This is a genomic window from Microbispora sp. NPDC049125 (assembly GCF_040802045.1).
Lineage (GTDB): Bacteria > Actinomycetota > Actinomycetes > Streptosporangiales > Streptosporangiaceae > Microbispora.
In genome coordinates this window covers 32,160-56,443 of the sequence record NZ_JBEZDW010000035.1, presented here as the reverse complement: position 1 = coordinate 56,443, position 24,284 = coordinate 32,160, and the positions used below count along the sequence as shown (strand labels likewise).

At 72.7% G+C, this 24,284-nt stretch carries 23 protein-coding genes and 1 tRNA gene; 10 read left to right on the top strand and 14 right to left on the bottom strand.

Annotation, left to right across the window (positions count from 1 at the left end):
• Nucleotides 1-183: 183 nt before the first annotated feature.
• Nucleotides 184-1,869: a DUF3352 domain-containing protein gene (locus AB0B72_RS31255; RefSeq protein ID WP_367742843.1), complete on the bottom strand. Its 1,686-nt coding sequence runs from the start codon at nt 1,867-1,869 to the stop codon at nt 184-186.
• Nucleotides 1,870-2,052: 183 nt separating this feature from the next.
• On the opposite strand from AB0B72_RS31255, the gene AB0B72_RS31250 reads away from it, so the two are divergent.
• On the top strand, nt 2,053-2,847 hold the full coding sequence (locus AB0B72_RS31250) for a thioesterase family protein (RefSeq protein ID WP_367742842.1): 795 nt from the start codon (nt 2,053-2,055) through the stop codon (nt 2,845-2,847).
• Here the strand turns inward: AB0B72_RS31250 and AB0B72_RS31245 are convergent.
• The gene (locus AB0B72_RS31245) at nt 2,844-3,386 is read right to left on the bottom strand and encodes a helix-turn-helix transcriptional regulator (RefSeq protein WP_367742841.1); all 543 of its coding nucleotides are present in this window, start codon (nt 3,384-3,386) and stop codon (nt 2,844-2,846) included. The genes AB0B72_RS31250 and AB0B72_RS31245 overlap by 4 nt on opposite strands.
• Before the next feature lie 148 nt (nt 3,387-3,534).
• Between AB0B72_RS31245 and murI the strand changes: the two genes are divergently transcribed.
• The 5 genes from murI to AB0B72_RS31220 are packed head-to-tail and all read left to right on the top strand — an operon-like array spanning nt 3,535 to nt 8,321.
• Nucleotides 3,535-4,434 (top strand): glutamate racemase, encoded by a 900-nt coding sequence (murI, locus tag AB0B72_RS31240; protein WP_367742839.1) that lies wholly within the window; start codon nt 3,535-3,537, stop codon nt 4,432-4,434.
• Nucleotides 4,431-5,183: an MBL fold metallo-hydrolase gene (locus AB0B72_RS31235; RefSeq protein ID WP_367742838.1), complete on the top strand. Its 753-nt coding sequence runs from the start codon at nt 4,431-4,433 to the stop codon at nt 5,181-5,183. Before murI ends, AB0B72_RS31235 begins: the two co-directional genes overlap by 4 nt.
• Nucleotides 5,184-5,188: 5 nt before the next feature.
• Entirely contained in the window at nt 5,189-5,905 is a 717-nt protein-coding gene (gene rph, locus AB0B72_RS31230) for a ribonuclease PH (protein WP_367742837.1), read from the top strand.
• A gap of 14 nt (nt 5,906-5,919) precedes the next feature.
• Entirely contained in the window at nt 5,920-6,522 is a 603-nt protein-coding gene (gene rdgB / locus AB0B72_RS31225; RefSeq protein WP_367742836.1) for an RdgB/HAM1 family non-canonical purine NTP pyrophosphatase, read from the top strand.
• Nucleotides 6,523-6,569: 47 nt separating this feature from the next.
• A complete protein-coding gene (locus AB0B72_RS31220; protein WP_367742835.1) occupies nt 6,570-8,321 on the top strand; it encodes a molybdopterin-dependent oxidoreductase in 1,752 nt (583 codons plus the stop codon).
• A gap of 233 nt (nt 8,322-8,554) precedes the next feature.
• Here AB0B72_RS31220 and AB0B72_RS31215 read toward each other — a convergent pair whose 3' ends face one another.
• Nucleotides 8,555-8,716: a hypothetical protein gene (locus AB0B72_RS31215; RefSeq protein ID WP_367742834.1), complete on the bottom strand. Its 162-nt coding sequence runs from the start codon at nt 8,714-8,716 to the stop codon at nt 8,555-8,557.
• 277 nt (nt 8,717-8,993) lie between these two features.
• Nucleotides 8,994-9,443 carry a hypothetical protein gene (locus AB0B72_RS31210; RefSeq protein WP_367742833.1) on the bottom strand — a complete coding sequence of 150 codons (450 nt, stop codon included), beginning with the start codon at nt 9,441-9,443 and terminating at the stop codon, nt 8,994-8,996.
• Nucleotides 9,444-9,578: 135 nt separating this feature from the next.
• On the opposite strand from AB0B72_RS31210, the gene AB0B72_RS31205 reads away from it, so the two are divergent.
• Nucleotides 9,579-10,823, top strand: coding sequence for a toxin glutamine deamidase domain-containing protein (locus AB0B72_RS31205; protein ID WP_367742832.1), 1,245 nt, complete (start codon nt 9,579-9,581; stop codon nt 10,821-10,823).
• Between the two features lie 169 nt (nt 10,824-10,992).
• Here AB0B72_RS31205 and AB0B72_RS31200 read toward each other — a convergent pair whose 3' ends face one another.
• The 7 genes from AB0B72_RS31200 to bcp all read right to left on the bottom strand — a co-directional run bounded on the left by AB0B72_RS31200 (nt 10,993) and on the right by bcp (nt 18,534).
• Entirely contained in the window at nt 10,993-13,470 is a 2,478-nt protein-coding gene (locus tag AB0B72_RS31200) for an ABC transporter permease (RefSeq protein ID WP_367742831.1), read from the bottom strand.
• A gap of 3 nt (nt 13,471-13,473) precedes the next feature.
• Nucleotides 13,474-14,217 (bottom strand): ABC transporter ATP-binding protein, encoded by a 744-nt coding sequence (locus tag AB0B72_RS31195; RefSeq protein ID WP_367742830.1) that lies wholly within the window; start codon nt 14,215-14,217, stop codon nt 13,474-13,476.
• Between the two features lie 114 nt (nt 14,218-14,331).
• Nucleotides 14,332-14,997, bottom strand: coding sequence for a response regulator (locus AB0B72_RS31190; RefSeq protein ID WP_367742828.1), 666 nt, complete (start codon nt 14,995-14,997; stop codon nt 14,332-14,334).
• Nucleotides 14,998-15,046: 49 nt separating this feature from the next.
• Entirely contained in the window at nt 15,047-16,228 is a 1,182-nt protein-coding gene (locus tag AB0B72_RS31185) for a sensor histidine kinase (protein ID WP_367742827.1), read from the bottom strand.
• A 983-nt stretch (nt 16,229-17,211) separates the two neighbouring features.
• Nucleotides 17,212-17,349: a hypothetical protein gene (locus tag AB0B72_RS31180; RefSeq protein WP_367742825.1), complete on the bottom strand. Its 138-nt coding sequence runs from the start codon at nt 17,347-17,349 to the stop codon at nt 17,212-17,214.
• Between the two features lie 106 nt (nt 17,350-17,455).
• Nucleotides 17,456-17,529: transfer RNA gene (locus tag AB0B72_RS31175), tRNA-Leu, on the bottom strand.
• A gap of 537 nt (nt 17,530-18,066) precedes the next feature.
• Nucleotides 18,067-18,534, bottom strand: a complete 468-nt coding sequence (bcp, locus tag AB0B72_RS31170; RefSeq protein ID WP_367742824.1) for a thioredoxin-dependent thiol peroxidase — start codon at nt 18,532-18,534, stop codon at nt 18,067-18,069.
• Nucleotides 18,535-18,664: 130 nt separating this feature from the next.
• On the opposite strand from bcp, the gene AB0B72_RS31165 reads away from it, so the two are divergent.
• A complete protein-coding gene (locus AB0B72_RS31165) occupies nt 18,665-18,997 on the top strand; it encodes a DUF3618 domain-containing protein (protein ID WP_367742823.1) in 333 nt (110 codons plus the stop codon).
• A gap of 44 nt (nt 18,998-19,041) precedes the next feature.
• Here AB0B72_RS31165 and AB0B72_RS31160 read toward each other — a convergent pair whose 3' ends face one another.
• On the bottom strand, nt 19,042-20,217 hold the full coding sequence (locus AB0B72_RS31160; RefSeq protein WP_367742822.1) for an amino acid deaminase/aldolase: 1,176 nt from the start codon (nt 20,215-20,217) through the stop codon (nt 19,042-19,044).
• Nucleotides 20,218-20,414: 197 nt separating this feature from the next.
• Here AB0B72_RS31160 and AB0B72_RS31155 point away from each other — a divergent pair, with 197 nt between their 5' ends.
• Nucleotides 20,415-21,014 (top strand): DUF6286 domain-containing protein, encoded by a 600-nt coding sequence (locus tag AB0B72_RS31155; protein ID WP_367742821.1) that lies wholly within the window; start codon nt 20,415-20,417, stop codon nt 21,012-21,014.
• Nucleotides 21,015-21,016: 2 nt separating this feature from the next.
• The gene (locus AB0B72_RS31150) at nt 21,017-21,493 is read left to right on the top strand and encodes a hypothetical protein (RefSeq protein ID WP_367742819.1); all 477 of its coding nucleotides are present in this window, start codon (nt 21,017-21,019) and stop codon (nt 21,491-21,493) included.
• Here AB0B72_RS31150 and AB0B72_RS31145 read toward each other — a convergent pair.
• Together AB0B72_RS31145 and AB0B72_RS31140 are read right to left on the bottom strand one after the other, a co-directional pair.
• Nucleotides 21,422-22,846, bottom strand: coding sequence for a hypothetical protein (locus AB0B72_RS31145; protein WP_367742817.1), 1,425 nt, complete (start codon nt 22,844-22,846; stop codon nt 21,422-21,424). The genes AB0B72_RS31150 and AB0B72_RS31145 overlap by 72 nt on opposite strands.
• A gap of 46 nt (nt 22,847-22,892) precedes the next feature.
• Nucleotides 22,893-24,263: an L-serine ammonia-lyase gene (locus AB0B72_RS31140; RefSeq protein WP_367742816.1), complete on the bottom strand. Its 1,371-nt coding sequence runs from the start codon at nt 24,261-24,263 to the stop codon at nt 22,893-22,895.
• Nucleotides 24,264-24,284 lie beyond the last annotated feature (21 nt).

The following is a 24,284-nucleotide window of genomic DNA, read 5'->3' as shown; positions in this document are numbered from 1 at the left end:
GCGCGGGGACCGGCGTGGTGCCTTAGCATTACGGGTGATCTTGCGGAAACCCCGCTTCAGGGCGTCTGGCCTGGGTCCGCGCCCGTCGTGGCCGTGGTTCGGCGCGCGAGTGCACGGTCGGCGGTGACGTTCGCCGGGGCCGGGCCGCCTGCGGGGTTTCGCAAGATCACCAATAGGCTCCGGTCAGTTGAAGACGACGCGGAGGGTGAACGTCGCCTCGCCGCCGGTGGCCTTGCCGCTCAGGCCGACGGCCCGGAGCGCCGCGGCGTCCGCCCGCTCCTCCCCCTGCAGGCTGCCGAGGTACAACTTCTCGATCTTGTCGAGGTTGGCGTAGAAGGCGTAGGTGGCGTCCTGTGCCTCGGGCACGGCGAGCCGGAACGTCTCGTCCTCGCCCAGGGTGCCGCTCTGGGCCAGCCTGCCCGCGTACTCCTGGGTGCTCGCCACCACCAGCCGGCCGTCGCCTGAGGCCGTGGCGAGCTGCACGGGCGCCCCCGAGTCGGCGAGCATCTTCTCCAGCGTGCCGAGCACCTGCTGCGCCTTCGCCGGGTCCCCGGTCAGCACCGCGCCCACGCCGGGCTGGTCGCCGTCCAGGCCCCGCTCGTCGAGCGCGACGGTGATGCTCTTGCCGAGCAGCGTCACCAGGTCGTCCGGAAGCGCCAGGCCGTAGGTGTCCCTGGCCTGGTCGAGGAACGTGGTGAAGCCCTCGGCGCCGGGGCTGGCCTTGGCGGCCTCCTGGATGCGCGGCCACTGCTCGCCGAGCGCTTCTCCCAGGCCGGAGACCGACGCCGCGGCGACGGTGGAGTCCGGCAGGCTGCCGACGGCGACGGGCTCGGCCTTCGCGCCGCCCGCGCCGGCGCCGCCCCGGGTGATGCCGGTCAGCTCGGCGTAGGAGCCGTCGAACCGCAGGGCGCCGGCGAACCGGGTGCCGCGCAGCGGCGCGAGAGCGGTGACCGCCGCTTCCTCGGCGGCTCCGGAGGCGTCCACGATCTTGCCCAGGTCGGCCCACGCCGACAGCACTCCGGGCTCGCCCAGGGCCGCGAGATCGTCGGCGAACTGGGGGTCGCGGGCCAGCGGTGCCCGCTGAGCGTACGCGTCGGCCTGCTTCTGCGTCTGGGCGAGCAGCGCGTAGCCGTCGCGGAAGGCGAGCCCGGCCGCGCCGTCTTCGAGACCCAGCTTGCGCAGACCGGTGCGGGCGGCGGCCTCGTCCTTGACCTGTACGGCCACCGCGACGCCGGGCTCCTCACCCTTCGCCGCCGGCGGGAGCACGGCCACGCCGATCCGGTCGCCGAGCCACGGCTCGACGTCCTTGGCGTAGTCGACGTGCGCCACGTCCTTGACGTCCTGCCGCAGGGCGGTGAACAGCGCCTGGCGGGGGTCGTCCCCCGTGAACGACCCGCGGGTGGAGGAGAACTTGCGCGCGATCGAGAACAGCGCGAGCTTCTGCCCGGCGGATGGGTCGAGGTCGAGCCGGGCATAGGCGATGGCGCCGCCCGGCAGCACGTCCTGCGGCTGGGTGCCTCCGCCGCTCAGCTTGGCGGCGGCCCACACGCCGCCGCCGCAGACGACGGCGACGAGCACGGCGGCGACGAGGGCGGCGATCCAGCCGCGTCCCCGCCGGCGCGGCGGCGCGGACTCGGCGCCGGCGGGGGGCGCCGCAAGGGGAGCGGCGGGCCCGGCGGCGGACAGAGCGGCGGGCAGAGCGGCGGGTACGGTGCCGACCCCGATCTCCTCGGGCTCCGGCCAGTTGGGGAGTCTCCGGGTGTGCTGGTCCCCGGCCTGCGGGAGGCCGCGGGGGGTGCGGTAGGAGATGGTCCGGTCCAGATCCTGGTCTTCCGGGAAGGGGTACCCGGAGTGCGTGTCGGCGGGCATGTCTCACTCACAAGGTGGTCGTCGGGGACGCCTGGAGGCTATGCCGGGCCGGTAGCGAGGCACTTGCAACGGGCTTGACCGTGCGCACTTGACCACCCTCGGCGCGCCCGCCGGGGGCGGGCGGGCCACGCTACAGTAATGACCAGAACATGATTCCGGAGACTGCCGATCCCGAGGGGCGCCGTGACGAAGTTCGACGAGGCGACGCAGGCCATCCGCGTCGACGACACCACCTATGACGTGTGCCTCGACGACGGGTACTCCATCGGGGGCCCGCTCAACGGCGGCTACCTCGTGGCCACCGTCCTGCGGGCCGTGGTGGACGCCTCGCCCCACGCGCATCCCGTCTCGACGAGCGCCCAGTTCCTGCGGGCGCCCCGGCCGGGGCCCGCCCGGGTGATCGTGGAGCGGCTCAAGTCGGGCCGCACGGTGACGACGGCCCGCGCGAGCCTGGTCCAGGACGGGCAGCCGTTCATCGAGGCGCTCGTCACCACGGCCACTCTCGACGCGGCGGCCGTGCCCGACTGGTCCGGCGGCCCGCCGGTGACGATGCCCGGCCGGGACGCGTGCGTGCGGCTGCCCATGCCCAAGCCCGAGTCGAACATGACCTTGAGCGCCCAGATGGAGATGCTGTTCGACCCGCCGACGATCGGCTGGCTCTCCGGTGAGCCGACCGGGCGGCCGGAGGCCCGCGCCTACTTCCGGATGGCCGAGCCGCAGGACCCCGATCCGTACGTGCTGGCGCTGGCCGTCGACGCGCTGCCGCCCGTGGTCTTCTCGGCCGGCGCCCGGGGATGGGCGCCCACGGTGGAGCTCACCTGGCACCTGCGCGCCCTGCCCGCGCCGGGCTGGCTGACGTTGCTGGGCAGCGGCCGGCTGATCAGCGACGGGTGGTTCGACGAGGACGTCGAGGTGTGGGACTCCGCCGGCCGGCTGGTCGCCCAGTCGCGCCAGATCGCCCGGGTCGGCCGAGGCTAGGCCGTGTCCCTGCCGGTCCGTCCTGAGCCGGCGTTCGGCTCGCTCTGTCGTCGGTATTTGCCGGGCGCGATGCCGTACTCCCGCTTGAAGGCGGTGGCGAAGGCGAACTCCGAGGTGTAGCCGATCCGGGTGGCCACCTCGGCGAGCGGGGCGTCGGTCTCGCGGAGAAGCCGGGCCGCGGCGGTCATGCGCCACCAGGTCAGATAGGTGAGGGGCGGCTGGCCGATCAGAGTGGTGAAGCGCCGGGAGAAGGCCGCCCTGGACAGTCCCGCCTGGCTGCCGAGTGTCTCAACCGTCCAGGGGAGTGCGGGGTCACGGTGCAGAGCGTGCAGCGCGGCGCTGATCGCCGGGTCGCCCAGTGCCGCGGCCCAGCCGGTGGTCGTGCCGTGTTCGGTCTGTTCGTCGAACCAGGCGCGCAGGATGTAGAGCAGCAGCATGTCGAGCAGGGCGGGCACGATGGTGTCGGCGCCGAGGCGGGGGTGGTCGAGTTCGCCGCCGAGGAGGTCGACGGCTCGCCGATGCGCAGGGCGGCTGCGCATCGACGGGATGGACCGGCGTCCCTGGCGCCACCATTCGGCAAGATCTTCGGGCGGGCCCCTCGCAGGGGCGCGGCGTGAATCGGCGCGGACCCGCGTGTGAGGATTCTTACCGTGATCGGCCGTGATCGGTCCCCTAACCTTGGGAAGCGTGCCGGACAACAGCAGGGCCATCGGAATCTTCGACAGCGGAGTGGGCGGCCTGACCGTCGCCCGGTCGATCATCGACCAGCTGCCCCACGAATCGATCTTCTACGTGGCGGACACGGCCAACCAGCCGTACGGGCCGAAGAGCATCGCCCAGCTCCGCGCGTACGCCCTGGAGGTCATGGACCACCTGGTCGAGCATGACGTCAAGATGCTCGTCATCGCCTGCAACAGCGCCAGCGCGGCCGTGCTGAGGGACGCCAGGGAGCGGTACGACATCCCGGTCGTCGAGGTCGTCCTGCCGGCCACGCGCCGTGCCGTACGGGCGACCAGGAACGGCAGGGTCGGCGTGCTCGGGACGCGGGCCACGATCCAGTCGATGGCCTACCACGACGCGTTCGCCGCCGCCCCCGACGTCGAGCTGGTCGCGGTGGCCGCCCCTCTGCTGGTGGAGTTCGTCGAGCGGGGCGAGACGATGAGCGAGGAGCTGATCGAGGTCATCCGCGGCTACCTCGAACCGGTCCAGGACGCGGGCTGCGACACCCTGATCCTCGGCTGCACCCACTATCCCCTGCTCACGGGCGCGCTGTCGTACGTCGCCGGGGACGGCGTCACGCTCGTGTCGAGCGCGGAGGAGACGGCCAAGGACGTCTACCGGATCCTGCACGACCGGGGGCTGGCCTGCGACGGCGCGGCCGCGCCGCTGCACCGGTTCCGCGCGACCGGCGACACGGCCCTGTTCGAGCAGCTCGGGCGGCGGTTCCTCGGGCCGGAGATCCAGGCGGTCGAGCGGGCCGGGATGCGGCTGCCGGTGAATGAGGGCCTTCTGGGGGAACGGGAACAGGGGCGTGAACGGGGTTCGGGTCACGGGCGTGACGAATCCGGCGTTGGGAGCGCGCTATGAAGTTGACCATCATCGGATGCTCGGGCAGCTTTCCCGGCCCGGACAGCCCGTCCTCCTGCTACCTCCTGGAGGCCGAGGGCTTCCGGCTGCTCCTCGACTTCGGCAACGGGTCCCTCGGCGTGCTCCAGCGGCACGCCGGGCTCTACGACGTCGACGCGATCGTCCTGTCCCACCTGCACGCCGACCACTGCCTCGACCTGTGCGCCTACCACGTCGTGCGCACGTACGCGCCCGGCGGCCCCCTGCCGCGGGTGCCGGTCCACGCCCCCGCCGGGGCCGCGCGGCGGCTCAACGCGGCGTACGGCATGCCCGACGAGCCGGTCCTGGAGAGATCCTTCGACTTCGCCCGGCTGTCGCCGGGCGTCCGGCACATCGGGCCGTTCGAGGTGACGGCCGCGCCGATGAACCACCCCGTCGAGACGTACGGCGTCCGCGTGGCCCACCAGGGGCGTTCACTGGCCTACTCCGCCGACACGGGGCAGTCGGCGGAGCTGGTCAAGCTGGCCCACGAGGCCGACCTGCTGCTGTGCGAGGCGTCCTTCCTCGACGGCCCCGCCCTGACTCCCGGCCTGCACCTCACCGGGCGGCAGGCGGCCGAGCACGCGGCGCGGGCCGGCGCGGGCACCCTGGTCCTCACCCACCTCGTCCCGTGGAACGATCGGGGCCGAGTGCTTGAGGAGGCGTCGCTCGGCGGCTTCGGCGGGACGATGGAGCTGGCTCGGAGCGGGGCCGTGTATGACCTAGGGTGACGTCTATGGCTCGCATCGATGGTCGTCGTCCCGACCAGCTCCGCCCCGTGACCATCACCAGGAACTGGCTGGCCCACGCCGAGGGATCCGTGCTCGTGGAGTTCGGCGGCACCAAGGTGCTGTGCGCCGCCACGGTGGAGAGCGGCGTGCCCCGCTGGCGCAAGGGCAGCGGGCTCGGCTGGGTGACGGCGGAGTACGCCATGCTGCCCCGCTCGACCAACACGCGCAACGACCGCGAATCGGTCCGCGGGAAGATCGGCGGCCGCACGCACGAGATCTCCCGGCTGATCGGCCGGTCCCTGCGGGCCTGCGTCGACTACAAGGCCCTGGGGGAGAACTCCGTCGTGCTCGACTGCGACGTGCTCCAGGCCGACGGCGGCACCCGTACGGCGGCGATCACCGGTGCGTACGTCGCGCTCGCCGACGCCGTGGCCTGGATGCGCAAGCGCCGCATGTGCCCGGGCGACCCGCTGGTCAACTCCGTCGCCGCGGTCTCCGTCGGCGTCGTCGGCGCCGAGCCCCTGCTCGACCTCGACTACAGCGAGGACGTCAAGGCCGAGACCGACATGAACGTCGTGATGACCGGCCGTGGGGACTTCGTCGAGGTCCAGGGCACCGCCGAGGGCGCGCCGTTCGACCGGGCGGCGCTGAACGGCCTGCTCGACCTGGCCGCGGCCGGCTGCGCGGAGCTGACGCGCGTGCAGGCCGAGATCCTCGCCTGACCGGAGGGAGAACGATGAACAAGGTCGTCCTGGCCACACGGAACGCCGGGAAGATCGTCGAGCTGCGCCGCATCCTGGCAGAGGCCGGCGTGCCCGTCGAGCTGCTGGGGCTCGACGCGTTCCCCCACATCCCGGACGTGGCCGAGACCGGCCTCACGTTCGCGGAGAACGCGCTGCTCAAGGCGCACGCCGTGGCCGCCCAGAGCGGCCTGCCCGCGGTCGCCGACGACTCCGGGCTGTGCGTCGACGCCCTGGGCGGCATGCCGGGCATCTTCTCCGCCCGGTGGTCCGGCTCCCACGGCGACGACGAGGCCAACCTCGACCTGCTGCTCGCCCAGATCTCCGACGTGCCGGACGGGCGGCGTCAGGCCCACTTCGCCTGCGCGGCCGTCCTCGCCCTGCCCTCGGGCGAGGAGCGCGTCGTGGAGGGGACCATGCGGGGCGTCGTCATCCGGGAGCGCCGGGGGACGGGCGGCTTCGGCTACGACCCGATCTTCGTGCCGGACGGCGAGAGCCGTACCACCGCGCAGATGTCCCCGGACGAGAAGGACGCGATCAGCCACCGGGGCGTGGCCTTCCGCGCGCTGGCCCAGGTCATCGCCGAGGTGCTCTCGTAATACCGCCGTAAGACCCGGCCCCGCCGGCGGGGCGTAGCGTTCGGACTGTGGAAAAAGAAGGCTTTCGGGATGCCGTCCGCCTGCCCGGGTGGGCGGCGGCCCTGATCGGCGTCGTCGCGGGCGCCGTGGCACTCGGCGTGGCTCAGCTCGTGGCCGGGATCGTGAACCCGGCGGCCTCACCGGTCGTCGCGGTCGGCGGCGCGGTGGTCGACCGCACGCCGGCCGCCCTCAAGGAATGGGCCATCCGGACGTTCGGCTCCAACGACAAGCCCGTCCTGATCACCGGCATCGTCGTGGTCCTCGCCGTGATCGCCGCCGGGTTCGGGCTGCTCGCCCGGCGCGGCGCCCGGTTCGGCACGGGGGGCCTGGCCCTGTTCGGGCTCGTCGGCGCGGTCGCCGCCCTCACCCGCCCCGACTCCGGCCCGCTCGACGTCCTGCCGTCCGTGCTCGGGGCGGGCGTGGGGGCCTGGGCGCTGTCCAGACTGCTGCGCCGCGCCGGCACCCCGATCCCCGAGTGGGAGCGCGACCCCCGGACGTCCGGACGGCGGCTCACCGAAGACGCCCCCGGCGGCACGCCGGCCGGAACGGCCGGACCGGCGCTCGCGGGCACGGCTTGGCGCACGCCGGCGGACACGCCCGGCGGCGGGGAGCCCGAGGGAGACGGGACGGTGCGGCCGGTTGAGGTCGTGACGCCGCCCGTGATGCGCGCGGGTGAGGGGCTGTACGCCTTCGACCGGCGCAGGCTGCTCACCGGAGTCGCGTGGGGGGTGGGAGCCGCCGGAGTCGCCGGGCTCGGCGGGAACCTGCTGGCCGGCACCAAGGACGGCGACATCGCGCGCAGCGCCGTCGCCAAGACGCTGCCACGCCCGGCGGTGCCGGCCAGACCGATCCCGGCGGGCGCGGACCTGCGCGTTCGCGGGCTGTCGCCGTTCGTCACGCCGAACTCGGACTTCTACCGCGTGGACACCGCCCTCGTCGTGCCCACAGTAGACCCGAAGAGCTGGACCCTGAAGATCCACGGGCTGGTGGACCGGCCGGTCGAGCTGACCTTCGACGACCTGCTCCGGCGGCCTCTCGTCGAGGCGGACGTCACGCTCACCTGCGTGTCGAACGAGGTCGGCGGGCCGTACATCGGCAACGCCCGCTGGCTGGGCGCCCGGCTGGCCGACGTGCTCCGCGAGGCCGGTATCAAGCGGGACGCCGACATGCTGCTCAGCGTCTCCCAGGACGGCTGGACCTGCGGCACCCCCGTCGACGTCGTGATGGACGGCCGGGACGCGCTGCTCGCCGTCGCGATGAACGGCGAGGTGCTGCCCACCTCCCACGGCTTCCCCGTGCGGCAGGTCGTCCCCGGCCTGTACGGCTACGTCTCCGCCACCAAGTGGGTCACCGAGATCAAGGTCACCCGGTTCGACCGGGACGAGGGCTACTGGACGCCCCGGGGATGGGCGCCCAAGGGGCCGATCAAGACGCAGTCGCGGATCGACGTGCCGCGCGGCGGCGACGACGTCGCGGCGGGCCGTACGACGATCGCGGGAGTCGCCTGGGCGCAGCACCGGGGGATCGACGCGGTCGAGGTCCAGGTGGACGGAGGCGGCTGGCGTCAGGCGAAGCTGGCGGACGTGCCAGGGCCCGACACCTGGCGGCAGTGGTCGATCGACTGGGACCTTCCCGCCGGAAAGCACACGATCTCGGTACGCGCGACCGACGCGACGGGGCAGACGCAGACGCCCGATGAGGCTCCGCCCGCCCCGGACGGCGCCACCGGCTACGACACGATCACCGTCCAGGTGGGGTGACGTAACGGCAACCAGCCCTCAAGGGGGGCGAAAGCGACCGGCCACAGGTCTGGAGTTGGGAAAACCCCCCGTGCCCCGAGCAGGCCGCCCCTAGCATCGGCACCCTTGAAATGCGCGAGGGATTGGGGGCCGTAGCGCGTGAACCAGGAGAGGTCCCGCCGGCATGCAAGATGGCGGTTGCCGGCGGGCGTGTACAACCCGGTCGTGACGGCGGACGGCCGTCGATGGCGTGACTACGAGCAGGCCGCCGAGGCGCCTGCTCCGTCGCTGGACGGCCGCCGGATGGAGGTCCGGTCGCCGTCCCTGCCCAACGGGGTGGACGCGATGGTCCCGGCCGCCCGCGACGGGGCGGCGAACGGCGCCATCGCCGGTGCCGCCGGTGCCGACAGTGTCATCGGCGGTGTCATCGGCGGTGTCATCGGTATGGGCGGTCTCGCCAAGGGGCCGCAGAGGATGACGGCGGCCGGGAGCCGGCCGGGGGACGCCCGGGAGGGCGGGCCCGTCGCGGATCCGCCTGACGACGAGGCGGGCCAGGCCGCAGGGGCAGGGGCAGAGGCAGAGGACGAGACGGAGCCCGAGGTCGGTGACGCCTCGGAAGCCGTCGGCGGCGACGAGGCCAGCACCGAGGGGAGCGACGGGGCTGCGGACTTCTCCAGCGGGGACGCGGATCTCTCAGGGGCGGAACGGCCCGGCGGTCCCGGTCAGCGCCTCGACGTTCAGCGCCTCGACGTTCAGCGCCCCGTCGTTCAGCGCCCCGTCGTTCAGCGCCCCGTCGTTCAGCGCCCCGTCGTTCAGCGCCCCGTCGTCCGGCTTCAGCGGGCGGCCCCACCCCAGGAGTGCCACCCCGGGGGGCCGGTGAGCCCGTCTGGTACGGCCGAGCCTGTTGATGTGGCTGAGCCCGCGGCCGGTGGGAAGACGGCGGACACGGCGAATGCGGCGGACACGGCGGACACGGTCACGCTCGTCCGGCCCTTTGAGGAGCTCCGCCATGCCGAGGCGGGTGACGATGCGGGGTTGGACGGTGCGGGGCTGGTTGACGCGGGACTGAGCGATGCCGGACTGGGCGATGCGGAGCTGGGCGATGCGGGCGGAAGCCTCCGTGTCGCCAAGCCTGCCGAGCATGGGTGGACGGTCACCCCGGACCAGGAGGATCACCCAGGCGATGCCTCCAGGAACGCTGGTAGCCCGGAGGGCGACGAGACCGGCCAGGGCCCATTGACCGTCGAGACAGGCCTCGCGACCTCCCGTACAGGGCCGGTGCAAGAAGCGGGGACCGTCCACGAGACCGGGCTGTCCCCTGTCCAGGAGACGGCGTCGGCGTCGGAGGCGGCCGAGGAGACGGCGTCGGCGGCGGTGCCACATGTGCTCGCTGCGGCGCAGGTCCGGGGAGCCTCGTCCGGCGGGTCAGGGGTATGGCCCGTCCAGGAGGCGGCGTTGGCGCCGGAGGTGGCCCAGGAGACGGCGTCGGCGGTGGTGGGATCGGCCCAGCCGGTCTCGTCTGTCCTGGAGGCGGCGCCCGCAGCGGCGGCTCAGGACGTGCCGAAGGTGGCCGACGTGTCAGCTGTTCAGGATGAGGTTCGGGCACCGGTCCACGATGTGGCATCCGCATCTCCGGTGTCGCCGGTGCCGGAGACTCGGCCGGCCGACGAGGACGGGCGGCCCGAGCCTTCCCTGCTGGGGCCGCGGTTCCCGCAGGGACGGCAGGGCGCTCCGCTCCTGGGAGCGCGCTTCCCTCAGGGACTTGAGGGCCATCCCGGGCCGGAGGGCGGGCGAGTCCCGCCGGGGCACGACATCCGTCCGGTCGTCGCCGAGGGGACGGGGAGCCTGGAGGTCCTGGAGGCCGACAAGAGCGTCGGGCTGTGGGCGTTCGTCGACGACGAGGTCGACCGGGACTGGCTGGACGGGCCGGGCCGCCCGCCGCGGCTGGAGGACACCCGCCCGTACGGCAGGCCCGGCGGGCTGGCCGAGGCCGACGCCGAGACGCGGGGGAGTCTCCTCCAGGCGGTCGGCGGGCGCTTCCCTGATCCGCGTGGCACGTGGATCCGGCTGATCAACGGGGAGGGCCCGACGGAGGATCCGTTCAGGTCGAACAACGCGGTGGACTGCGCGCTGGCGGTGATGTCCACCTGGCACGGTGAGCCGGTCGCGGCCGCCCGCAGGCAGCCCGAATACGACCTTGCCGGGCGGCCGCTGCTCACGGGGGAGACCGGAGGGGTGGCCCGGGCGGAGGAGTGGCTGGGGCACCGGTTCGAGTACGTGGGGCACGGCCGCCGCGCCTACGTGGCGATCGCACAGCGGCTGATCTTCGGAGGTCACGGGGCGGCGACCGTCCTGATCACCCGCTGGCCGGGTGGCGGCAGCCATGCCTGGAACGCGGTGAACTGCCGGGGTGAGGTCCTCTGGATCGACGCCCAGCGGGGCCACATGGCCGTCGAGCCGCCGTACGAGGACGTCACGGGGGTGTTCGCCGTGGTCATCGACCGGCAGGGGCAGCGGCTCTGACCTCCGGCCCGGGACGGACGCCGGACGGCCCCGCCCGGGCAGTGTCGCCGGGTCGCGTCACACGGGCCGTATCGCCCGGGCCCTCGCCTCAGGCCACGGAACGTGGCGGGACGAGGGCCCGGGAGCCGGTCAGGCACTCGCAAGGCACCGGGGCCTTGGACGCGCCCGGTCAGGCGCTCGCCAGGGAGCCGACGATCGACGCCTTGGCGGCGCGCCTGGCGGGCACCACGGCCGCGAGCACGCCCGCCAGGCCCGAGGTGGCGACGAACAGCAGGATCTGCCCCACCGGCAGCTGGAAGGCGACGTCCTCGGTGATCGTGGTCGTCGCCGCCCAGCCGTACGCGATGCCCAGCGCGACGCCGATCACCGCCCCCACCAGGCCGAGGACCAGCGCCTCCACCGACAACATGCCGCGCAGCTGCGGCCGGGTCAGCCCGAGGGCGCGCAGCAGCGCCGACTCGCGGGTCCGCTCGTGCACCGACAACGACAGCGTGTTCGCGATGCCGAGCAGCGAGATGACGATCGCCAAGCCGAGCAGGCCGGTGACGACCAGAAGCATCGTGCCGAACGCGTCGTCGAACTGGCTCCTGATCTCCGTCATGCTGCCGATCTTCACGGCGGGGTACGGCCTCGTCACGTCGTCGAGGACCGCCCGAGACGCGGAGGCGGTGACTCCGTCGGCGGCGTCGACGAGGACGAGGTCGTCGTCCGCCGCCCCGAAGTACCGCTCGAAGGTCTTCTCCGCCACGGTCACTTCCGGCAGCAGGGACACGTCCGACTCCAGCAGCGCCACGACCCGCAGCCGCGCGCTGCCCTTGGGCGCCGCGACCGTGACCTCGTCGCCGACCTTGACGCCGAAGCTCTTGGCCGCCGCCGCGCCGACGGCCACCATGCCCGGCCCGAACCCGTCGAGCGAGCCCGACGTCGTCGCCGGCTTGACGGACGCCCCGAGGGACGACTGCGTGACGGTGCCGACCGGATGGTCCTGGCCGTTCACCTTCGCGTCCTCCTCGCGCAGCTCGGTCACCGCCGCGACCTCGGAACGGGCACGCAGAGCGCCGGCCACCGCCTGAGGCACCTTGCCCGTCTGGGACTGGAGGAGATAGTCGGCGGGGAACTGCTTGTCGATCTGCTCGCCGACGGTGGTCCTGACCGTCGCGGTGAGCACCGACATGAAGGTCATCAGCGTGACGCCGATCGTGAGCGCGATCGTGGTGGTCGCCGCCCGCCTCGGGTTGCGCCGCGAGTTGTCCACGGCCAGGCGTCCGGGAACGCCGAAGAGCTTCCCCGGCAGCCATCCCACGAGCCCGATCAGCGGCTTGACGATCACCGGGCCGAGCACGAGCACCGCGAAGAAGACGAGCACGCCCCCCGCCATGACGACCAGCAGCGCGGACTCGCCCGGGGCCGTCAGCACCCCCGCCGCCGTCAGGCCCGCGCCCCCCAGGGCGAACAGGACGGCGATGGCCACCCGGACCACTCCGGTGCGGAACGTATGCTCCTCGACCTGCGCGCGCAGCGCCGCGACCGGCGCCGCCTTGGTGGCCTGGCGGGCCGGCAGCAGCGCCGCGCCCACGGTCACCAACATGCCGGTGGCCAGCCCGATCGCGATCGTCTGCGGCGTCAGCGTGACCGTGCCGGCGGGGATGTCGCCGCCGGCGTTCCGGATGACCGCCGTCGCCCCCGCCCCGAGCCCGAGGCCCGCCAGCAGGCCGAGCACCGACGACACCAGCGCGACGATGGCCGACTCCAGCACGACCGAGCCGAACACCTGGCGCCTGGTCGCCCCGATGCAGCGCAGCAGCGCCATCTCACGCATCCGCTGCGCGACCAGGATGTTGAACGTGTTGTAGATGACCAGCGCCGCCACGAGCAGCGCGACCGCCCCGAACAGCAGCAGGCCGATCGTGAGGAACTGGGTGCTCACCCCGTTGCGGTCCGCGAGCTGCCTGGCCCGCTCCTGCCCCGTCTTCACCTCGGCGCCGGCGCCCACGGCTCCGGCGACGGCCGTACGGAGGCCCTCGGGCGCCGGGCCGGCGCTCGTGACGTCGATCTCCCGGAAGCCCTTCTCGCCCGTCATCCGCTGCGCGGTCCCGGGGGTGAGGACGACCGCCCCGCGCGCGGCGAGGTCGGAGTCGACCCCCACGTCGAAGAGCCCGACGAGCCGGAACTCGTGCTTGGCGTTCTTCTTGTCCAGCACCGTGATGGTGGCGCCCGGAGCGAACCCCTGGGCCTTCGCCGTGTTCTCGTCCAGGACGGCCTGGTCGTCCGCCGCGGGGGCCGCGCCGGCCGTGAGGTGCAGCCGGGCGGCCGGCATGGAGATGCCGGCGGTCGGGATGTCGCCGACGACCTTGCCGTCCCTGCCGATGACGGGGGCGTCGCCCCGCACGACACCCTCCGCGCCTGCGACGCCGGGGACGGCCTTGACCTTCGTGAGCACGCTGTCGGGAAGGTTCGCGTCCTTGGGGAGGACGACGACGTCGGCCTTGTCGGCGTCGGCGGCGAAGGCCTGGTTGTAGCCCGCCTTGATGGTGTCGGTGAGCACGAACGTGCCGGCGATGAACCCGACTCCCAAGATGATCGCCAGCGAGGTGAGCAGCAGGCGAAGCCGGTGCGCCAGGAGCCCCGCGATCGTGGTGCGGAACACGGCTCAGGCCTCCAGCGCCACGAGCGTGTCGAGCACGGTCTGCGGCGTCGGCTGCCGCAGCTCGCTCACCAGCAGCCCGTCACGCAGGAACACCACCCGGTCGGCGTACGACGCGGCGACGGGGTCGTGGGTCACCATCACGATCGTCTGGCTGAGCTCACGCACCGACCTGCGCAGGAAGGCCAGCACCTCGGCGCCGCTGCGCGAGTCGAGGTTGCCCGTCGGCTCGTCCGCGAAGATCACCTGAGGCTTGCTGATCAGCGCCCGCGCCACGGCCACCCGCTGCTGCTGGCCGCCCGACAGCTGGTTCGGCCGGTGCTTCAGCCGGTCACGCAGGCCCACCGTCTCGATCACCCGGTCGAACAGCACCTGATCGGCCTGCCGTCCCGCGATCTCCAGGGGAAGCCGGATGTTCTGCTCGGCCGTCAGCGTCGGCAGCAGGTTGAACGCCTGGAAGATGAAGCCCACACGGTCACGCCGCAGCAGGGTCAGCTCCTTGTCGTTCAACCGGGTGATCTCGACGTCGCCGATGCTGACATTCCCCTGGGTCACCGAGTCGAGCCCGGCCAGGCAGTGCATGAGGGTGGACTTGCCGGACCCGGACGGCCCCATGATGGCGGTGAACGCCTCGGTGGCGAAGCCGACGTCGATCCCGCGCAGCGCGTGCACCGCCGCGTCCCCCTCGCCGTACACCTTGGTGAGTCCTCTCGCGACAACGGCGGTGCGGACATCGGTAGTTGTGGTCATGACCCACAACGCTACGTTCGTGATCTTGACATGGCCTCAGCCTGCCGGACGGGTTCGCACTGGTCCTTCCGGGGCTCCGCTGAGCCGATGTGCGACTTTCGAGGTAATCCGCGCTCAGCCGTTCGGACGATCGGGGGACACGATCCCCTTCTCGTACGCGTACACGACCGCCTGGGCGCGGTCCCGCAGGCCCAGCTTGGCGAGGATGCGGCCCAGATGGGTCTTCACCGTCGCCTCGGCCAGATGCAGCCGCGCGGCGATCTCCGAGTTCGACAGCCCCCGCGCCACCTGGACGAGCACCTCCCGCTCGCGCGTGGTCAGGGCGCTCTCGTCCCGCCGGGGGCCCTCCCGTTCGGGCAGCAGGAAGGCGAAGCGGTCGAGCAGCCGGCGGGTCGTGCTGGGGGCCACCACCGCGTCCCCCGAGTGAACCGACCGGATCGCGTTGATCAGCTCGTCCGGCGGCACATCCTTCAGGAGGAATCCCGAGGCGCCCGACTTGATCGCCGCGAACGCGTACTCGTCCAGGTCGAACGTCGTCAGGATCAGCACCTTGGGGGCGCCGGGCATGAGCTGGATCAGCCGGGCCGCCTCGACCCCGTCCATGCGCGGCATGCGCACGTCCATCAGCACCACATCGATCTCGACCGTACGGACGATGTCCACGGCGGCCTGGCCGTCGGACGCCTCAGCCACGATGTCGATGTCGGGCTGCGCCCCCAGGACCATCCGGAAGCCGGTCCGCACCAGCTCCTGGTCGTCGACCAGCATCACCCGTATCACTGCCGCTCCGCTCCACTCTCCGATGTCCAGAAACCGCCGCGGGCCGGCTTCACACGGCTACGCCGATGGGGATACGCGCCACGACCTGGAAGCCGCCTCCGGCGCGCGGCGCGGCCTCCACCGCGCCGCCGTACATGGCCACCCTCTCCCGCATGCCGATGAGACCGTGGCCGCCGTCCACCCGGGGGGCCGCCGCGCCCCTGCCGTCGTCGCAGATCTTCAGCTCGATCTGCGACGAGGCGTACCGGACCTCGACGCGCGCGTGGACGTCCGGCCCGCCGTGCTTCAACGTGTTGGTCAGCGCCTCCTGGACGATGCGGTAGACCGCCAGCTGCTCGCCCTCCGGCAGGTCCCGCGGCGTGCCCGACACCGTGAACTCGATCGGCAGCCCCGACTGCCCCACCTGCTCGACGAGCTCGCCGAGCTGTGCGACGCCCGGCTGTGGAGCGTACTCCTCGGCCGGGCTCCCCGCGTCCTGCCGCAGCACGCCGACCAGGCGCCGCATCTCGGTCAGCGCCTGCCGCCCGGTCGCCGAGATCGCCTTCACCGCGCGCCGGGCCTGCTCCGGGTCACTGCCGATCGCGTACGCCGCTCCGTCGGCCTGGACGACCATCACGCTGACGTTGTGCGCCACGACGTCATGCAGCTCCCGCGCGATGCGTGCCCGCTCGGCGGCGGCCGCGATGCGCGACTGCTGGTCCCGGTCCTGCTCGGCCCGTACGGCCCGCTCCAGCAGGCTCTCCACATATCGCCGCCGGGTGTTGGCGTAGATCCCGGTGATCCAGATCGCTATCACGAAAACCGACGACGACGGGAACGCCGACTTGACGTCCGGCGACCAGCGGAGCATGGCGAGCAGCAGCCCGAGCTCGGCGACCAGCCCCGCCGCGACCGCCCACCGGGCCGTGCACCTCGCGGCGACGCCGTACATCGCGACGAGGACGGCCAGGTTCGCCGCGATCAGCGTGACGCCCGCCAGCCACTGGACGAAGCAGGCGAGGGCGATGACGGCGAACACCTCGCGGGGATGCCCTCGCCGCCACAGCAGCGGAATCACCAGGACGGCGGACAGCAGCAGCACACCAGGGGTTCCGATGCGGACCACGCCGCCGATCGGGGGAGCGCCGAACGAGCGCGCGGTCAGAATGCAGAGCAGCGCCAGCGGCGACACCGTCAGCGCGTCCACCAGCGTGCTGTGACGCCTTCCCCAGGCGCGCATCTTGCCGAACACGCCTTCAACCATACGTATTCGCTGTTCAGGCCAGGTCAGTCTTACGGGGGATCCCCGAGTACGACTCAGGTCGCAGGGCGGCCGCGCCGTTTACGCCGTCCTTACGGATCGCGGCGCATTCTTGATCCCGGGAGCGCTTCTCTGAAGCGGGCAAGGGGAGATCTGTGATGGCGGATCAAGACGCAGGGCCGCGCGGCGCCGAGGACGAGCCGCGCGGCCCGGGGGCCGGGGATCACACCGCCCCGCTTCCCCCGGACCAGGCCGGTCCAGACGAGGCGCCCCCGCAACAAGCTCGCTCGGACCAGGCCCTCCCACAGGAGCCGCGGCCAGAGCCGGCGTCGCCGCAGCACGCGGCTCACTCGCAGGAGGCGCGGCAAGGCCCTCCGCCGTCCGCCGCGCCTGCGCCGGGGCGGCCCGGCGCGGGACCGTCGTACCGGGCCGAGTCGCCCGCCGGCGGGCCCGGATACGCGTACGGTTCGGGCGGGCCGGGATGGAACGCCCCAGGGTGGGGCCCGCCGCCGTGGGCGGGCGGGGCACAGGCCACAGGGCCTCGCTTCGGCGGCCCGTTACGCGGGCACCGCGGGCAACTCGTCGCCGTCGGCCTCGCCGGGGCACTCATCGGAGCCCTCGTGGGCGGCGGAGCCGTGGCCATCGGGGACTCCCTGCGGAACCACGACGGGCACTACTACCGTGTGAGCGACGAGAGACGTGCCCCCGGTGACATGCGGCAACGAGGCGACGGCCCGTTCGGGCATCGGTTCGGCGCGCCCGGTCAGGGGCCGCGGTCCAACCGGATGCCGCCGTCGTGCGAGCGGACCGACAACGGCTTCCGCTGCGAGCGGCCGGGCCCCGGAGCCGGCGGGGCGCCCCTGCCGCCGGGATGGCCCAGGACTCCCGCGCAGCCGTCACCCGCGCCGTCAAGCCTGCCCCCCAGCTCACCGCCGAGCCCAGCGCCACCGAGCCCCGTGCCATCGAGCCCGTCGTCATGACGCGCCGTGCCGGCCGTCCAATCGGCCGGCGTCCGGCGCGCCGGGGTGCTCGCGGCGATTCTGCTGCGCCCGCAGGAGGGCGATGGCCTTGCGGATGGCCGCGGACCGTGACCGGGCGCCCTCAGCGGCCACGTACCGCTCCAGAAAGGCGGCGTCCTCCGCTGCAAGAGTGAGATTTACCTTGGTGATTTCCGCCCGTGGAGGAGGATGATCCGCCGGCTCTTCGTTTGTTTCCGGGTGGGGTCGACGAGATTCGAACTCGCTCTGGACGGTACCTAAAACCGTTGCCTCTACCTGGTGGGCTACGACCCCTCTTCCTCTTCCTTTGCCCGCGAAATTGTCCGTCTGTGAATGGCGATTCGGGCAAAGAAATCGAAGGTTTTCCTGTCTGTTGTCCAGCCAATCTCCATTGATGTGGTCCACATGCAATGTCAGCGGCCGGCCCTGCCAGACATCGTCCATCCTACAGGCGGAGCACGCATACGGCACACCGGTTTCTCGGAGCACGCGCCGCAGGAGGGCGGGCTTCTGACGCGGTGAACCAGGAGCTGTAATGATCAGGACCTGGGCCGGGAAGTGCCGCCGAGTCGAGGGCCTGCCCTTGTTGGGCGAGCCCCTCCGGAAGTGCGATGTGTCGATGCCGAAGTGCTTGAGGCGACGGCTGATGTGGGCGTGCGTCCCGCCCGACCAGGGAATGCCCAGATAGCGCAGAACGTCGGCGATGCTCTTCGAGCTCGCGGCGGCTTCCGCGAGCAGCTCCGGGGTGTACTTGTATTTCCGCACACCCCGACGTTAACTTCCGCCACCGACATTTTCCGGCCGCCCGCAATGGGCCGTAAATGAGACGGATCAGGAAATGCCCAGCTCTTTCACCAGCCGGGCGACATGACCGGTGGCCTTCACGTTGTAGAGAGCCTTCTCGATCTTCCCGTCCGCGTCGATCACGAAGGTCGAACGGATGACACTCATGATGGTCTTCCCGTAGTTCTGCTTCTCCCCGTACACCTCGTAGGCCTTGTGGACCTCCAGCGCGGGGTCCGACAGCAGCGGGAAGGTCAGCCCGTCGCGCTCGCGGAACTGCTGCAGCTTGGCCGGCTTGTCCTTGGAGACTCCCAGCACGACGAAGCCCTGCGCGGTCAGGGACCCCAGGTTGTCGCGGAAGTCGCACGCCTGCTTGGTGCAGCCAGGGGTCATGGCGGCGGGGTAGAAGTAGAGGATGACCCGCTTGCCGCGCAACGACTTGAGCGACACCTCCTCGCCGTCGGCGTCGGTGAGGGTGAAGTCCGGCGCGGCGTCGCCGGGCTGGAGCTTGGTCATCGTGTCCTCCCAGAAGGTGACCCGCGGCGGTGGCGGGCGGCGTCAACCAAACTACCGGCTCGGCTGTTGTGCGGGAGGTCTGCGGGACCTGGCAGACTGATCACACACGGATACCACAGGAGGGGATCGCATGGCGGACACCGATCCCGATGCGCTGGAGCGAGAGATCGAGCGCACGCGGGCGGAGCTGGCTCGCACGGTCGACGCCATCGCGGACCGGGTGAGCCCCAAACGGGTCGCTGAGCGGGGTGTGGTCAGGTTCAAGACCAACGCCGTACGGCTCGTGTCGTCACTGGGGGAGCTCGTGGGGGCGGCACCGCGCTCCGTCGCGTTCGCTGAGAACGGCGAGGGCCCGGCGGAAGAGGGCCCGGCGGAGAGCGTCGCGCCGGTGCTCATCGGCATCGGCGCCGTCGTGGTGCTGGGAGCCGCGATCGTGCTCGTGCGCCGCCGCAACCACCGCTGACGGCAAGTCCCGAGGCGGCCGGTCAGAGGCCGGTCAGAGGCCGGTCAGAGGAAGGTGCGGCCTTCGCCGCGATAGGTGGGGACCTCCTCCACGACCTGGTCGCCCTCGATGAGGTGCAGGGTGGCGAAGCGCTCGCACAGCTCGCCGGCCTTGGCGTGCCGGAACCAGACGCGGTCGCCGACCCGCAGGTCCCCGGCCGCCTCGCCGAGGAGCGGCGTCTGCACCTCGCCCGCCCCCTCGTCGGAGTCGTACCGGAGCCCCGGAGGCAGGTACGGCTGCGGCAGGCGCGTGGGGCCGGGCGCGCCTGAGGCGTGGTAGCCGCCGCCGAGCACGGTCGCCACGCCGGGCGACGGCTTGCGGACCACGGGCAGTGCGAACATCGCGGCCGGGCGGCCCGTGAAGCTCCGGTAGAAGTCGAACAGCCGGGGATGGAAGAGCCCCGACCCCGCCGCGACCTCGGTGACGGCCCGCTCGCTCGCCGTCTTCTCGATGCTCCCGGTGCCGCCGCCGTTGACGAACTCCAGGTCGGCGATCTGCCGTACGGCCCGGGTGATCCGGCCCCGGCGCACGGCCAGCTCCCTGCGTGACCGGCCCTGCATCCACCTCACCAGGCGCCCGTACGCGCCGGGGAGGCTGTCGCCCACCCCCGCGATCTGGGCCTCGTACGACATGAGCCCGGCAAGGCGCAGGCCCGGGCGCGCGACGACGGCCGCGGCGAGCTTGGCGGCCTGGTCGGGCCGGCGGATCGGCGACCGCAGCGCGCCGGCGCGGAGCCTCCCCGCGAACGCCGTGAACCCGGCGTCGATGTCGAGGCAGACCCGGATCGGGTGGGGAAGGCCGAGGCCGTCGATGAGGTCCAGATGCTCGGCCGAGTCGACCATCACCGTGATCTCCCGGGCGGCGGCGGAGTCGGATCCGAGAGCTCGCAGCGCCTCGCGGTCCGCGGTGGGGTACGCGACGAGGACGTCGCGCAGCCCGGTGGACACCAGCCACAGCGCCTCGGGCAGCGTGAACGCCATGACACCCGCGAAGCCGTCCATGGCGAGGACCCGCTCCAGGATCGGCCGGCACCGGATCGACTTGCTGGCCACGCGGATCGGCTTGCCGCGGGCCCTGCGTGCCATGTCGGCCGCGTTGGCCCGGAGCGCGTCCATGTCCAGAACGGCGAAGGGTGGCTCCAGCCCGGCCGTGGCCTTGTCCAGGCGCTGTCGGTCGTCCATGGCCGCAGCCTAGTACCGGCTCCCCGGACATGAGCTGAAGTCATGTTGCCCGGCGGCCGGGCAAAGACTCCGGCGCGGGCGGCCCAAGATCGGCCAAGCGGGCGGGTGACCGGCGGCCGTGGCACCTTCCCGGTGTACCCATGGGCAGGTGACTACCGACCGGACCCGGCGCGGTGCGCGAAAGAGGTGAGCGGCTGATGAGCGTCGTGCAGGACATCCTGGCGGGTTCCTCGGCCAAAGAGGCGGAGACGGGGGGCAGGGCCGTCCGGCGGACCGCCGTGCTCAGACCCGGCCGCACGCCGGCGGGGATCGCCGTCGCCGCCGCGCTGGGGGTGCTCGCCTGGGCCGTCACCGTCGAGATCATCGCCGCCATGCTCGGCTCGCCCCTGATGTGGCCGCAGCTGCGCCGCCTGCTGTCGCTGACCTTCGGCCACCCCGCCGTGCCCGCCGCGGCTGCCGCGATGATCGTGTCCGGGGCGGTGCTCGTGGCGCTGGCCGTGCTGCCCGGCCGTCCCCGGCTGGTGCCGCTGGAGTGCGACGACCCGCTGCTCGTGCTCGGGCTGACCCGTGAGGGCCTGCGCCGTACGGTCGGCGCGGCGGCCCGCGAGGTGGACGGCGTCCAGCGGGCCTACGTCCGCATCATGCGCAGGCGGATCGAGGTCACGGTGGTCACCGACGCGTCCCACGCGGGTGAGCTGCTCCGCGAGGTCGGCGCCGCCGTGGGCGACCGGCTGTCCGGCCTCGGCGCGCTGTGCCGCCACGAGGTCGTCGTACGGCTGCGCCGGAGGAGGATCTGACGATGCGCCCGCATCTTGGGAACCGCGTGGGGATCGGCCTGGTCGGCCTGGCCCTCGTCGCGGGCGGGGCCTTCGCCCTATCCGCCGCCCATGACCGCCCGAATGCTCTCATGGTGGATCTGGCGTTCTTCGGCCGGAACGCCTGGGCGCCGCCGCTGGCCGCGGGAGTGGCGATTCTGCTGGCCCTGACGGCGACCCGCTGGTTCGTGGGCGCGCTCGGCTGGGGGCGGTTCGGGAGCCGTACGGGGGCCGGGATCGCCATGCTCGGCGTCGCGCTCAAGGGCGTCGAGGGCATCGGCAAGATCTCCGTACGGGTGGTCGGCGACCGCAGGATCCGGGTGGCGCTGTCACTGCGGCCCGGCGCCGACCTGCACGAGGTGATCAAGCGGCTGGACGGCTCGGCGATCTCACGCGTTCGCCGCGCGGTGGAGCGGCCCGGTCTGCCGACGCTCGTCCGGCTGCACGTCCGCCGCCGCTGACCGCCAGGGAGGCGGTGATCGCCGGGAGCCGAGGGCGAGCCCGGCGGCGAGGCAGGCGAGCGGCACGACCGGCACCACGTACCGGTGGTCGAACGCCGCGATGAGCGGCGGCAGCAGGAGCAGCGTCATGGCGGCGGCCCAGGGGAGCAGCGCCGCCCACCGGCGCGCGAGCAGCCCCCCGAGCCCGGTGAGCAGGATGACGGCCAGCAGCGGGCCCCGCAGGAACCCCTGGTCCTGGTAGGCGCGCAGCCAGCCCGCGTACGGCCCGGCGACGCGCGTCGCCCCGGACGTCCCCTGGTAGGCCCCTTGGTAGGCCCCTTGATAGGCCGCGGTGAGCTGGGTCGCCGTGCGCCCGGCGGAGGCGACCTTATCGTTGAACGGCTTGACGGAGGCGGGGAAGACGTACGCGCTCTGCGGCCCGGGGGAGGGGTAGGGGCGCCGGTCCCACTCGAACGCCCAGAGGGCGTCGTGCAGCCCCGTCATGAGGAAGTCGGCGGGCTGGCTGCGGATCGCCAGCGAGGCGAACTCGCCGGCCAGCCGTTCCCGGTCGGCCCCGGCCCGCTGGATGGGCGAGCGGGCGTCCCAGATGTAGGCGGGGGCGGCGAGCCGGGGCTCCGACGGGCACAGGACGGCGAGATCCCTCGGTGGGTGCATCTTCGCGCAGTCGGCGAACGTCATCGTCCGCGACCACAGCCACACGTTGCTGCCGCCCATGCCGTACGAGCCGTTCGCGCTGTGAAACCACACGGCGTAGCCGCCGAGCACGGCGGCCGCGGCGACCAGGCCCGCGACGGCCGCACGCCATCCGGAACGGGCGACGAGAAGCGCGGCGAGAGGGATCAGCGGCAGTCCGATGGTCCGGGTGATCGTGGCCAGGGCGAGCAGGAGCAGCGCCGCGACGACCGTCCACGCGGCGGGCCGTGGGTGCCACAGCAGGGCCGTCACCGCGAAGACGACCAGGGCGGTGAAGAGCAGGTCGGCCATGACGAGGTGTTCGAGCTGGATCTGGTGGACGTCGAGGAGCACCGGCGCGGCCGCCAGCGCCGCCCCCCATCCCGGCAGGCTCGTACGCCGCCGCAGCACCGCGTACACGCACGTCGCGACGGCGAGGCCGAGCAGGTGCTGGGCCACCACGACGGCCGTCAGGCTGTGCAGGGGCTCCAGCGCGCGCAGGAACAGCGCGTAGCCGGACGGCCGCGACGCCAGGGGCCGCAGGTCGAGAGCCGAGCTGAGGTAGGCGAACGAGTCCGCCCAGAACCACAGCGCCGGGCGGTATCCCAGCACGGCGAGCGCGCGCAGCGCCACGCCCAGGGCCAGCACGACCAGGAACGCGCGATGCGAGCGCAACGTCACAGAACCTCCCCGGCTGCCGCGAAAGCACCCACCATAGCCCGGGAGGTCAGCACTCGATGACGTTGACGGCCAGGCCGCCCCGCGAGGTCTCCTTGTACTTGTCGAGCATGTCCCTGCCGGTGTCGCGCATCGTCTTGATGGCCTTGTCGAGCGACACGAAGTGGCGGCCGTCACCCCGCAGGGCGATGCGGGCGGCGGCGATCGCCTTGATCGACGCGACCGCGTTCCGCTCGATGCACGGGATCTGGACCAGGCCGCCGATGGGGTCGCAGGTGAGGCCGAGGTTGTGCTCGATGCCGATCTCGGCGGCGTTCTCGACCTGCTCGGGGGTGCCGCCCAGCGCCTCGGTCAGCCCGGCCGCCGCCATCGAGCAGGCCGACCCGACCTCGCCCTGGCAGCCGACCTCGGCGCCGGAGATCGAGGCGTTCTCCTTGAACAGCACGCCGATCGCCCCGGCCGTCAGCAGGAAGCGGACGACGCCCTCGTCGCTCGCTCCAGGCATGAACCGCATGTAGTAGGACAGGACGGCCGGGATGATGCCTGCCGCGCCGTTGGTGGGCGCGGTGACCACCCTGCCTCCGGCGGCGTTCTCCTCGTTGACGGCCAGGGCGAACATCGTCACCCAGTCCATCGCCTGGAGCGGGTCGCCGTCGCCCTCGCTCCGCAGCTTGCGCAGGAGCTGGTGGGCCCGCCGCCGCACCTTGAGACCGCCCGGCAGGACGCCCTCGCGCTCGCTTCCCCGCCGCACGCACTCGGCCATCACCGACCACAGGTACAGCAGCTCCGCGCGGATCTCCGCGGGCGTACGGCCGAAGGCCGTCTCGTTCTCCAGCATCAGGCCGGAGATCGACAGGCCCGTCTCGGCGCAGTGGGCGAGCAGCCCGGCCGCGGTCGTGAACGGGTACGGCACGACCGTGTCGTCGGGCTTGATCCGGTCGGCGCCGGTGGCGTTCTCGTCGACCACGAAGCCGCCGCCGACCGAGTAGTAGACCTTCTCCCGCAGTGGCGTGTCCTCGGCGTACGCGGTGAAGCGCATGCCGTTCGGATGGTGGGGGAGCGAGATCTTCCGCTCGAAGACCAGGTGCTCGCCGATGACGAAGGGGATCTCGCGGGAGCCGTACAGGCGGACGGTCCCGCTCTCCCGCATGGCGGCGAGCCTCGCGTCGACCGTGTCGACGTCGACCAGCTCGGGCTTGTCGCCGGACAGGCCGAGCAGGACGGCCTTGTCGCTGCCGTGGCCCTTGCCGGTCAGGCCGAGCGAGCCGTACAGCATGACGTCGACGCGGGTGACCTTCTCCAGCAGGCCGTCGTCGTGCAGGCCGCGCGCGAACCGGTGCGCCGCCGCCATCGGGCCGCCCGTGTGCGAGCTGGACGGCCCGATCCCCACCTTGAACAGATCGAAGACGCTGATCGCCATTGACCGTCGCCTCCTCCGGAG